Genomic DNA, 12,153 nt, shown 5'->3' on the forward strand with positions numbered 1-12,153 from the left:
TGCATAAGCACTTTTTCATCCAAATCAGCATATGGTGGAACCACCAAGCTTCTTGTTTTCATGAATATGAAAACAAGAAGATGTAATGGCTGAACTGTAACAAAATCATTAATGATCAATAGAGCTTGATTGACAGTGCTGCGTTACTGCTGTGCTTAGCACTGGAAAATGCCAGCCAGCAAAAATAAATAGCAGTGGAGAGATCTACTTATTTAAAATTTTTTCCGCATAATACATCGCCGCCACATGCACCGCCTGCACGAGTCCGCCTTCCGCCATAAGCTTTTTCGTCTCCTCGGCAGACATCACAACGATCTCCAGGTCCTCGGTGGCGTCCAGATGCTGGCTGCTGACTTTTTTGCAGTCCCTGATCAGGTAACAGTGGGCGAAGTTGCTGATACAGGCCGCATTCGGCGCGACCTTACAGAGAAATACGGGCTCGCTTCCGGCGTACCCGGTCTCCTCGAAAAGCTCTCTCGCGGCCCCGGCACCCGGATCGGAATCTGTCGGCTCCATGCAGCCCGCCGGAAGTTCTAAAAGGATCTGTCTCGTTCCATGGCGGTACTGGCGCACGAAAACGAAGTCCCCGTCAACGGTGACGGCGACCACGACAACAAAATCCGGAACATCATTTACATAAAACGGAGAGATCTTCGTGCCATCCGGCAGTGCGCAGTCATCGGCGTGAAGATCGATCCAGCGGTCCTTTACGATCGTCCTGGATCCGTTGCAGATCCACGGTTTAATAGACATAACCTTTTCCTCCTAAACAGGACAAATATACCCAAAAATCCAGTCTGCGCAAAGGGACAGACTAATTTAACGAATTGCCGAACCGGCAAAATGCCCAGGCAGACAAAAGATGACGGAGAACAGAGTGCCATACTGCGATCAGTCTCACTATAAAGCGATTAAACTCTCATCATCCGGCACATAAATATTTCCGCTGTAATAGCGTTTTCCCTCACTCTTATAAAGCCGTTCCCGACCGGCAACATTGCTGTCCTCCGTGTGCCAGAGCACGAGGTTCGGGATCCCCAGGGACTCCGCCAGTTCACAGGCATCCTTCACGGTGCTGTGGTGCTTCTCGTACGGCTTCCAGATATCCCGATCCGCATAGAGGCAGAATGCCTCGTGGAGCAGCCAGTCACTGCCGCGGACATACTTCTCACAGACCGGATTGTACGGTTCATCCCCGGCGCAGGTGAGCTTTCTTCCATTATTTAATGTCAGCGTGAATCCGAACTGTTTTAACTTCGTGGAGTGGATATCGAAGAATGTCACGTCGTAGCTTAAAATATGGCGGGTCTCGCCGTCCTTCACTTCCTCTAAATGGATCCGGTTGCCGATCATGTTGTAAAATTTATCCTGGATCGTCAGGCGGCAGAGCGTCCTGATCGTCTCGATAAGTTCTGAATGGCAGTAGATATAGGCATCCCCGACATACTGGTCCTTTTTCATCTTTGTGGCGATCATGCGGACCATCCAGACGATGCCTAAAACATGGTCCGTGTGGGCGTGGGTCACAAAAATGTGGTGGATGTGCTCTAACGGAACCTGCATGTTGTCCAGGATCTTTAAGATCCCGTTTCCGCCGCCGGCGTCCACCATGAAATATTCATCCCCGTCTCTGAGGGAGAAGCATGTATTGTAAAGATTTGTGACCGTCGCGTTTCCGGTCCCAAAAACGTAGAGAAGTTCGCTGTTCATAAGAAAAATCTCCCTTCTGAAGAGTACATTGACTGCGCAGAATCTGCTTCCTGGGCAATCCAAAGTGGGTTACTGTACACGGGTAGGAATTTTCTGAACTGAAAATTCCGTACAATACAGTGGTGGTAGTGGATTTTGCCGATTCGGAATGCGAAGCATCGGCAAAATCAGTTACTGTTTGCGCAAAGCGTGAACAGTAACCAAAGTGAAGGTCCGGCCCCCGGTGTCCTCCATTCTTTTGTTGAGTTTTGAATATGAATATGTTACTATAAAATAAATGGAAAAGCAATTCCCAGGCGGTTAAATTTTTAACCGGCAAAGCGGAAGGATCCCGCGAAAAACTCAGCAAAAATGCGGGGAAAACGGGACCAGGAACGGCAGGAGAAAATTTACGCGCCTGGAAAACGCAGGGAGGAAAACAGAGACAATGAGAGATTTGGACTACCTGAAGCTGCTTGCAAAAGAGTATCCGACAGTGAAAGCGGCATCCAGTGAGATCATCAACCTGATGGCGATCCGCGGACTTCCGAAGGGAACCGAGTATTTCTTCAGCGATCTGCACGGCGAATATGAAGCGTTCATTCATCTGCTCCGCAGCGCATCCGGTATCATCCGTGAAAAAATATCGGAGACCTTCGGCTACGTGATCTCAGACGAGGAGGAGATCGCTTTAGCGAATCTGATCTACTATCCGGAACGGAACATCCGCCGGATCCAGAAAGAGGGGAAATTTACAGAAGACTGGCAGAGAATTACGATCTACCGCCTGGTACGCATCTGTAAGGAAGTATCCTCAAAATTTACAAGATCGAAAGTGCGAAAAAAAATGCCCCCGGCATTCGCATATATCATCGACGAGCTCCTTCATGTGGACTACAACGATGACAACAAGAAAGTTTATTATGATGAAATCATCCACTCCATCATCGACATCGAGATGGGCGACCAGTTCATCATGGCACTCTGCAATCTGATCCAGAACCTGACCGTGGACAGCCTGCATATCATCGGTGATATCTTCGACCGTGGACCGCGTGCGGACATTATCATGGACGAGCTCATGCACTTCCACGATGTAGATATCCAGTGGGGTAACCACGATATCTCCTGGATGGGCGCGGCCACAGGCAATCTGGCATGCATCTGCAATGTGCTCCGGATCGCGATCCGCTACAACGGATTCGACGTTCTTGAGGACGGTTACGGAATCAATCTCCGCCCGCTGTCCATGTTTGCGGCGAAGGTCTACCGGGATGACCCGTGTGAGCGGTTCCTTCCGAAGATTCTGGATGAAAATATCTATGATGCGGTAGACCCGGGACTTGCGGCGAAGATGCACAAGGCGATCACAGTGATCCAGTTCAAGGTGGAAGGCCAGATCACGAAGCGCCACCCGGATTACCAGATCAATGACCGGATCCATCTGGAGCATATCAATTTTGAGAAGGGAACCGTAAATATCCACGGAAAAGATTACAAGATGCTGGATATGAACTTTCCGACGATCGACCCGAAGGACCCGTTAAAGCTCACGAAGGAAGAGCAGGAGCTGATCAACAGCCTTGCACTTTCCTTCCACCACAGCGAGACGCTTCACCGCCATATCCGCTTTGTGTATTCCCACGGTGCGATGTACACGCGGTGCAACTCGAACCTTTTATATCACGGCTGCATCCCGATGAAAGAGGATGGAACCTTCGAGGAACTGAAGCTCAAGGGGATCATCTACTCCGGAAAACGTCTGCTTGACTATCTCGAGGACGTGGTGAAGATGGCATACTTCCTGCCGGATGACGATCCGACGAAGGACTGGTACCGCGATTTTATGTGGTATTTATGGTGTGGACCGAAGTCCCCGGTATACGGAAAGGACAATATGGCGACCTTCGAGAACTACTTTGTCGCTGACAAGGCAGCCGCGAAGGAAAACATGAACCCGTATTATAAACTGTGCGAAAAAGAGGAATTCTGTAATAAAATCCTCAAGGAATTCGGACTTCCGATCGAAGGCTCCCACATCATCAACGGCCATGTCCCGGTTAAATTAAAGGACGGCGAGAGTCCGATCAAGGGAAATGGAAAGCTCTTCGTCATTGACGGCGGTCTCTCCAAGTCTTACCAGCCGAAGACGGGAATCGCGGGCTACACCCTGATCTTCAATTCCCACCATCTCGCCCTGGCGGAGCACAAGCCTTTTGACCGGAACCATGAAAACACGCCGAAGGTCATGATCGTAGAGAAGATGAAAAAGCGTGTGATGGTTGCGGACACGGATACAGGAAAAGAGCTTGCGGCGAAGATCGCGGACCTCAAGGAGCTCGTGGCAGTGTACCGCGGCGGCATCATTAAAGAAAAACTGGAGTAAAATTACATGAACAAGGACGAATTTTTAAGACGCCTGGAGGAAGCACTCTCGGGTGAAGTCCCGGCGTCGGTCATCCGCGACAACCTGAATTATTACGCGGATTATCTTTCCCAGGAGTTGGGAAAAGGCCGTACCATGGATGAAATTATTGAGGAGATCGGCGAGCCGAATATCGTGGCCCGAACGATCATCGATTCCGCTGAGGCGGCGGGAGAGACCGGAGACGGTTATGGAAGTTTTGAGGACGCGTCCCCGCGGGGCGATGACAGAAGAAGCACTTACAGCCAGGAAAGTTATCAGAACGGCTCCACGCCGAATATCCATTATTTCGATCTGAATAAGTGGTACTGGAAATTAGCCCTTGTTGTGCTCTTGTTCCTTGTGATCTCTGTTGTGTTCAGCATTATGGGCGGCGTGTTCTATCTTCTGATCCGGTTCTCCGGACCGATCTTAATGTGCCTTATTATTTATTGGCTTGTTAAGAACTTCCGTGGCAGGTAATAAAACAGATGTTAATAGGAAGAAATGAACAGGCGGCCGTGAATGTGAGCTGCAGATACGGGCACAGAAAATGGCGGATCAGTTCATGGATTTAAAGACGAAAATGTCCGAAAAACCCTGATTTTACTGAAAAAATCAACAGATTACAGGATGTTACAATTGAAATAAGTTATGTAAACATGTGCGGCGCTCTCTGCGGGGGAGCGCCGCATTTTTGCCACATTTTTGGCGGTTTTTGCCTAAATTATTAAGAGTTTATGAATTCCTTCATATGTATTGACAAAAGTGGCTGTGAGAAATATAATTTGTTCGTAACAAGATTTAACATATTTGTAACAAACATTACAAATCATTAAAGTTTAAGATAAGAGGACATCAATGACAAAAAAACTTTTCAGAACTTTAAAAATCACCTGCTTATGTATGGCCTTAACGGCAGCCCTTCCGATCGTTTCCTTCGCGGACGAGACAACGGCAGCTGTAAAAGAGGACAAGATGGTCGTAAGAATCATCCACCTCGATGAAAACGGAAACCTGTTGGAAGAGGACAAGCAGACAGCGACAGAAGAAACAGAGAGTTCTGAAGAGACGACAGATAAAGAAGAAGCAAATGCTGATGAGGCAGTGGCTGAGGCAGACTCCGATGAGGAGGAAGCGGCTGAGGCAGAAGCCGACGAGGCAGAGGCAGAACTTGAGGCAACTATCGAAGTTGAGAATGATCTCCGTTCCGAAATTGTTACATATGCGCTCCAGTTCGTAGGAAACCGCTACAAATGCGGCGGAACAAACCCGAATACTGGTGTTGACTGTTCTGGATTTACCTCCTATGTAATGCGTCACGCAGCAGAAGTTGAACTTCCGCATTCTTCCGGCGGACAGTCTCGTATGGGCCGCCAGGTAAGCAGCTCCGAGATGCGCCCGGGCGATATTATCTGCTACGGATCTGGAAAGAGGATCAACCATGTTGCTCTCTACATCGGAAACGGACAGATCGTACATGCCTCCACAGAGAGAACCGGAATCAAGGTTTCCAGATGGAACTACCGCACACCGGTGAGAATCGTAAATGTACTTGGCGATTAACCTGAAAATTGGATAAAGGATAAAAAGGATTAAAAAAGTGCTCTTTACAGCAGATCGTTAGGATTGCTGCAGAGAGCATTTTTTACTGCGATGCATTCGAAAGAGGTCGTCAGCAGCAGATTTATACTATCTTCTCTGACGGTTCCCAGCATGAAGAATAAGCTTAAACACTCCTGCCTGCTCCAAGGTCTTCGCCACAAGGAAGAAGATCAGGGAGTCCACCGGCCACTGGATCAGGTTCTTGATGGCGCGGGCTGGCAGAATTGCTAAAAATCCCTTTCCGTTTAAGAGCGTCAACCAGTAAGTGCCGAGGACGATGTTGCAGAGAACGATCACCACGAGCTTTGCCGTGAGGATCCGCGGCAGGGAAAGGTTCTTTTTATAGAAGAACAGGCCGTAGATAAACGCCGCAAGCATCGCGTTGAATGTAAAGCCCGGCATAAATCCGCCGTCCGGCTTTAACATAAACTTGATCACATCCATAGCGCCGCCGAATAATCCGCCGACGACCGGGCCGAACAGATAATCCACCAGCATATTTGGGATGGAACCGAAGCCGATCTTTAAGTTTGGTGTGATTTTAAAGGAGTAGTATCCAAGTACAACGGACAGCGCGCCGAACATGGCGCAGGTAGTGATAGTGGTGACCTTCTTGAATTCACGGGATGATTCAAAGATCCTGGAAAAGAGGTCGTTCGAGCTTTTTTGCATAAAAAAATACCTCCTTTGCAGATTCTCGGACCACAACAGGAGATAATATACGGAGCTATCTTCTGATGCAGCGGGATGCGATATGTGCACCGCGGGAAATTCCCTTCGTCCTGCCAGCAACTCCCTGTCTGGCGGGCACTTGACGCGCACACGTCTACTCTGCATGTTTGTTTGATTTTCAGGGCGGTCAGCGCCCCTGATGCAATTACAGTATCATGAATGGTGTGGAATGTAAAGGGTGAAATAAGGAAAAGACGGAAGAAAGGCGAAAATCAGACGGAACATGTACCCGGAAAACGCAGGCGGGTCGAAACTATACGGCCGAAAAGCTTTTTTGACGAAAGAATGTGGAAAAAATTTCCGTAATTTCGGTGTTTTGATATATATACTTTTTGAAAACACTGATTTATAATACAGCAAGTTCGTTTGAAACATGTAGACCATGGGAAACGTATGTCAGAGAGTCAGGAAGATTCAACCGGAACCGTGGTTTACATAATATAAAGACCGAGTAAAATGACACAGGAGAGTTACATATGCAGAAAAGTGAGGTAAAGGATCTGACAGTCGGATCGCCAATGAAGCTGATCTTAAGCTTTGCAGTTCCGATGCTGCTGGGATTTCTTTTTCAGCAGTTTTATAACATGGTAGACACGATCATTGTCGGAAAATGCCTGGGGGTATCGTCCCTGGCGGCAGTTGGTTCGACGGGTTCCATCAACTTTATGATCATCGGTTTCTGTACCGGTGCCTGCAGCGGATTTGCGATCCCGGTGGCGCAGAAGTTCGGCGCGGGTGATTATACGGGAATGAGGAAGTTCGTGGCGAACGCCGGATGGCTTTCAGCGGTGTTCGCGGTGGTCATGACGACGGTCGTAGGTGCACTCTGCATGAATATTTTACAGTGGATGAATACGCCGGAGGACATTATCCAGGGCGCCTATGATTACATTTTTGTGATCTTCCTTGGAATCCCGGTCACATACCTCTATAACATGCTGGCGGGCATCATCCGAAGTCTGGGCGACAGCAAGACACCGGTCTACTTCCTGCTCCTGTCCTCCCTCATGAACATCGGTCTCGACTTTTTTACGATCCTGGTCCTTGGCATGGGCGTTGGCGGACCGGCTCTGGCGACGGTCATCTCCCAGGGAATCTCCGCGGTACTGTGCCTGGTCTACATGCTCAGGCATTACCCGATCCTTCATATGAAAAACGGCGAGTGGAAGCCAGACGGAAGAATGCTCGGCACACTCTGCGGCATGGGGATTCCTATGGGACTTCAGTATTCCATCACGGCCATCGGCAGCGTTGTGCTCCAGACTGCGGTAAATTCTCTGGGTTCTATGGCGGTTGCGGCCGTTTCTACGGGAAGCAAGGTCAGCATGTTCTTCTGCTGTCCGTTTGACGCACTGGGTGGAACTATGGCGACTTACGCGGGACAGAACGTGGGAGCGAAGAAGCTGGACCGCGTGAAAGAGGGACTGAAGGCGGCGAGTCTGATCGGTATCGTCTACTCCCTGATCGCGTTTGTGATCCTGTTCTTTGGCGGAAAGCATATCGCGCTTCTCTTTATGGACGCGGACCAGACGGAGATCATCGGGCGCGTGGCGATGTTCCTTATCGGAAACAGCATGTTCTACATACCGCTTACCTTTGTGAATGTGGTGCGTTTTACGATCCAGGGAATGGGATTCTCCACATTCGCGATCCTCGCGGGTGTCTGCGAGATGGCGGCACGATCTCTCGTGGGCTTCTGCTTCGTTCCGGTATTCGGCTTCCTTCCGGCATGCTTTGCGAGCCCGTTAGCGTGGATCTTCGCGGATGCTTTCCTGATCCCGGCGTTCTTCCACTGTATGAAAAAATTAAAAGTTCTTTTCGGGGAAGCTGCATAATCGTTCGGGAACGGACCATACTAGAGGATGCAGCGGCGGAAAATGTCCGCGGCTTGAAAACCACTCTAGGAGGTACGAAAAAATGGCAAGAAACAGCTATGATATGGACGACAACATGAAGAGCAGCGAGTCTGAGACCTACGATAAGACAAAGAATCAGAGCAGAAACAGCCAGAACCGTTCTGAAAACAGCAGCCAGAATCGCACAAGAAACAGTTCCAGGGACTCTATGGATAATGGCAGAAACTGCAAGAGATAAAAAGATGCGGATGTGAAGACAGCACACATTCGCAGAATATGATGAAAGCGGCGGCAGGAGCAGAACCTGCCGCTGTTTTTATGTAACAGGGAATTCCTGGGAAATCCCTGTTACATAAAAAGGCACTAACACGCCAAAGATGCGCACTCGCGCGAGGATGCAGATTGTCGCAAGCGACCGCGCGAGGTGCGAGAATGTGCCAAGGCACATTTTTTGTGTGTAATAGTGTACATAGAACCTGTCCGGACCGCCCGGCATACCTTACATTAAGGATTTGTTTCAGGAGAAGGTATATGTTTCGGACGATTTCGGTGCAGCAGTTGGAGTATCTTCTGGACGGGGAGCGGACATTCACCTTGTTGGATGTGCGGGAGCAGAGGGAATATGAGGCAGGACATCTCCTGGGGGCTGTGAACCTGCCTTATGAGCGGCTGGATGAAGTGGAGGCGGAGATTCCGAAAGACCGCCCTGTGGTCATCTACTGCGCCTACGGGGGCCAGAGCCTGCTTGCGGCGAGGAAGCTTGCAGGGTGCGGGTATGACGCGGTGAATGCACTTGGGGGACTTCATTATTATAGAGGGAAGTATTATGTGAGATGTAAAGAGTAGCACATTCTTGCACCGAACGCGGTTATCAGTGATAAGCTGCATCCGGGAGCCAGGCTTATTGTATAAGCAGTTCGGAAAAAATGCGGAATGTAAGTCTGCTTTGAGGTTCGGCAGGGATTGACAGGGACGCTGCAAACCCTTAAAATTAAATGGAATATGACCATTTGGCGTAAGTCATGGATGGCGTGAAACTATGAAAATACAGTAACTGCTAAGATACCAGGCAGTTACATGACACATCAGAACGGAGAAAATCAGATTGAATACATTTGAATTAATCGTCCCATGCCATTTCGGCCTGGAGGCAGTCATGAAAAAGGAGATCCTGGATCTCGGATATGAGGTCAGCCAGGTGGAGGATGGCCGTGTGACGTTTATCGGCGATGCGGAGGCGATCTGCCGCGCCAATATTTTCCTCAGAACGACAGAGCGCGTGCTCTTAAAAGTCGGCAGCTTCCACGCGGAGACCTTCGAGGACCTGTTCCAGGGAACCCGCGCGATCCCGTGGGAGGAATATCTCCCGAAGGACGCGAAATTCTGGGTCGCAAAGGCGTCCTCCATCAAGAGCAAGCTTTTCAGTCCGTCTGACATCCAGTCCATCATGAAAAAAGCCATGGTGGAGCGGATGAAAAAGGCGTACGGGATCGAGTGGTTCCCGGAAAACGGCGCGAGCTTCCCGCTCCGTGTCTTCCTTCACAAGGACACGGTGACAGTGGCTCTCGACACCACCGGCGAGTCCCTGCATAAGCGCGGCTACCGCACACTGACGAGTAAAGCACCGATCACGGAGACGCTGGCGGCGGCTCTCATCATGCTGACCCCGTGGAAGAGCGACCGGATCCTCGTGGACCCGTTCTGCGGAAGCGGCACCTTCCCCATCGAGGCGGCGATGATCGCGGCAAATATGGCACCGGGAATGAATCGTGAGTTCCTGTCCGAGGACTGGAAGCACCTGATCCCCAGAAAATGCTGGTATGACGCCATGGACGAGGCGAACGATCTCGTGGACCTCTCCGTCCAGACGGATATTCAAGGATATGATATCGACGGTGATATCGTCCGTGCGGCGAGAGCGAACGCGAAGGCAGCAGGAGTGGATGAGCTGATCCATTTCCAGCAGAGATCCGTCAGCGACCTGAGCCACCCGAAAAAGTACGGCTTCCTGATCACGAACCCGCCGTACGGTGAGCGAATTGAAGATAAAAAGAATCTGCCGGAGTTATATAAGACCATCGGCGAGCGCTTCGCGGAGCTGGATTCCTGGTCTGCCTATATCATTACGGCTTACGAAGACACCGAGCGGTATTTCGGCCGCAAGGCGGATAAGAATCGGAAGATCTACAATGGTATGATGAAGACCTACTTCTACCAGTTCTTAGGACCGAAACCGCAGAGAAAGCGTGAGGACAGAAGAGAAGAGAGATAACAGAACGGCAGCAGACACACAGAGATGACAAAAATGCCGATTGCAGGCAGAAACGCAGGTAAGCGGATATGAGAAGTCGAAGAAGAAAAGGGCGCAGAAACAGGGACGGTCTGTGGACCTGCGGGATCGCGGTGCTGGCAGCCGGGGCTGTCTTTACAGCGAGGACAGAGATCCTGGATCTGGTAACCACAGAGATCGCCTTTGTGCTGGATCCGAAACAGGAAGGCGGAGAGAAAGAATCTGACCAGGATATTGCGGAGCGTGTGGAAAGCACGGACGGCGGTAAGGAAACGCTGACAGATGGCGGCGTGGATCTGGCAGAAACAGATGAAGCGGGAGCTGATCCTGACCAGAAGAATACAGATGCAGGAACGGAGGCTTCCGGCAGCGGAAATTCGGATCCGGAAACCATAGAACTCCCCTCATCCTATGACATCCGTGAGCATCGGACCGTCTCCGTCTCCGACCAGGGAGATCTTGGCACATGCTGGGCGTTCGCGGCGTTAAAGGCGGTGGAGACCTCCATGCCGGAGTCCATGGCGGTGCCGCTCTCGGCGGACCACATGTCGATCCACAACAGTTTTGGGATCAGTCAGAATTCCGGCGGCGATTACAGTATGGCGATGGCGTATCTTTTAGCCTGGCAGGGACCTGTCTCCGAGGAGGATGATCCCTATGGGGACAGCACTTCGCCGGACGGCCTTGCACCTGTCTGCCACGTCCAGGAGATCCGGATCCTGCCGGAACGGAATTACGACGCGGTAAAACGGGCAGTGTATTTATATGGCGGTGTCCAGACGTCCCTCTACCTCCCGTCAGAAAACCGGGTGAGTGATGAGGATGTCTGCTACAAAGGCAGCGAAGAACCGAACCATGACGCGGTGATCATCGGATGGGATGACAACTATCCGAAAGAAAAATTTGCATCGAACCCGGAATCGGACGGAGCATTCCTCTGCGTGAACAGCTGGGGAGAGAACTTCGGAGACGGCGGCTTTTTCCATGTGTCCTACGAGGACAGCTGGATCGCGGAGAGCGGAATCTCCTACTGCGGCATCGGACCGGCGGACAATTTCGACAGGAATTACCAGAGCGACCTCTGCGGCTGGACCGGGCAGATGGGATTCGGCGAGCCGGAGGCCTGGATGGCGAACGCGTATACAGCGGAGTCGGACGAGACGCTGGAGGCGGTGGGCTTCTACGCTACGGCACCGGACACGGAGTATGAAGTGTATGTGTTTGACGGGGACAGCTTCCGTGAACATGTGGAAAATAATGTGAAATTCCAGACGGACAGTGGAAAAGTCCTGGCATCCGGGACACTGCCGGATACGGGATTTTATACAGTGAACCTGGCAAAGGCCCAGGAACTGGATGCAGGCGAAATGTTCGTTGTGGCGGTAAGGATCCGCACGCCTGGGACGACGCAGCCAGTGGCGGTGGAGTATGCTGGGGGCGGACGGACCGGAAATATTGACATAGGCGACGGCGAGGGGTATATTAGTTTCGACGGCTCTTTGTGGGAACGGACGGAGACATCCAAAAGATGCAACGTGTGCCTGAAGGCCTACAGCCGGAAAATTGGAAAGTGAGAG

At 50.8% G+C, this 12,153-nt stretch carries 11 protein-coding genes and 1 riboswitch; of the genes, 8 read left to right on the top strand and 3 right to left on the bottom strand.

Translation table 11 applies throughout. The features are described 5' to 3' along the window. Window positions 1-204 precede the first annotated feature (204 nt). Window positions 205-753, bottom strand: a complete 549-nt coding sequence (locus GPK83_RS10005) for an NUDIX hydrolase (RefSeq protein ID WP_117551838.1) — start codon at window positions 751-753, stop codon at window positions 205-207. Window positions 754-900: 147 nt separating this feature from the next. Next, window positions 901-1,710: an MBL fold metallo-hydrolase gene (locus GPK83_RS10010; RefSeq protein WP_215704695.1), complete on the bottom strand. Its 810-nt coding sequence runs from the start codon at window positions 1,708-1,710 to the stop codon at window positions 901-903. A gap of 427 nt (window positions 1,711-2,137) precedes the next feature. Between GPK83_RS10010 and GPK83_RS10015 the strand changes: the two genes are divergently transcribed. From GPK83_RS10015 to GPK83_RS10025, 3 genes are all read left to right on the top strand, one after another. Further along, complete coding sequence (locus GPK83_RS10015; protein WP_215704696.1) at window positions 2,138-4,075, top strand: fructose-1,6-bisphosphatase; 1,938 nt, start codon at window positions 2,138-2,140, stop codon at window positions 4,073-4,075. Between the two features lie 6 nt (window positions 4,076-4,081). Continuing rightward, window positions 4,082-4,576, top strand: a complete 495-nt coding sequence (locus GPK83_RS10020) for a DUF1700 domain-containing protein (RefSeq protein WP_117483503.1) — start codon at window positions 4,082-4,084, stop codon at window positions 4,574-4,576. A 378-nt stretch (window positions 4,577-4,954) separates the two neighbouring features. Continuing rightward, entirely contained in the window at window positions 4,955-5,659 is a 705-nt protein-coding gene (locus tag GPK83_RS10025; protein WP_215704697.1) for a C40 family peptidase, read from the top strand. A gap of 126 nt (window positions 5,660-5,785) precedes the next feature. On the opposite strand, the gene GPK83_RS10030 is transcribed toward GPK83_RS10025, so the two are convergent. After that, window positions 5,786-6,370, bottom strand: coding sequence for a folate family ECF transporter S component (locus GPK83_RS10030; RefSeq protein ID WP_117483501.1), 585 nt, complete (start codon window positions 6,368-6,370; stop codon window positions 5,786-5,788). Between the two features lie 66 nt (window positions 6,371-6,436). Then, window positions 6,437-6,534, bottom strand: a riboswitch (THF riboswitch). Between the two features lie 372 nt (window positions 6,535-6,906). Here GPK83_RS10030 and GPK83_RS10035 point away from each other — a divergent pair. From GPK83_RS10035 to GPK83_RS10055, 5 genes are all read left to right on the top strand, one after another. Continuing rightward, window positions 6,907-8,265: an MATE family efflux transporter gene (locus GPK83_RS10035; RefSeq protein WP_215704698.1), complete on the top strand. Its 1,359-nt coding sequence runs from the start codon at window positions 6,907-6,909 to the stop codon at window positions 8,263-8,265. A gap of 82 nt (window positions 8,266-8,347) precedes the next feature. Beyond that, complete coding sequence (locus tag GPK83_RS10040) at window positions 8,348-8,524, top strand: hypothetical protein (RefSeq protein WP_015553040.1); 177 nt, start codon at window positions 8,348-8,350, stop codon at window positions 8,522-8,524. 293 nt (window positions 8,525-8,817) lie between these two features. Next, window positions 8,818-9,132: a rhodanese-like domain-containing protein gene (locus tag GPK83_RS10045; RefSeq protein ID WP_015553041.1), complete on the top strand. Its 315-nt coding sequence runs from the start codon at window positions 8,818-8,820 to the stop codon at window positions 9,130-9,132. 259 nt (window positions 9,133-9,391) lie between these two features. Beyond that, complete coding sequence (locus GPK83_RS10050; RefSeq protein ID WP_215704699.1) at window positions 9,392-10,558, top strand: class I SAM-dependent RNA methyltransferase; 1,167 nt, start codon at window positions 9,392-9,394, stop codon at window positions 10,556-10,558. A gap of 68 nt (window positions 10,559-10,626) precedes the next feature. After that, window positions 10,627-12,150, top strand: a complete 1,524-nt coding sequence (locus tag GPK83_RS10055; RefSeq protein ID WP_215704700.1) for a lectin like domain-containing protein — start codon at window positions 10,627-10,629, stop codon at window positions 12,148-12,150. Window positions 12,151-12,153 lie beyond the last annotated feature (3 nt).

Source organism: Clostridium sp. MCC328, from assembly GCF_018785465.1.
Taxonomy (GTDB): domain Bacteria; phylum Bacillota; class Clostridia; order Lachnospirales; family Lachnospiraceae; genus Pilosibacter; species Pilosibacter fragilis.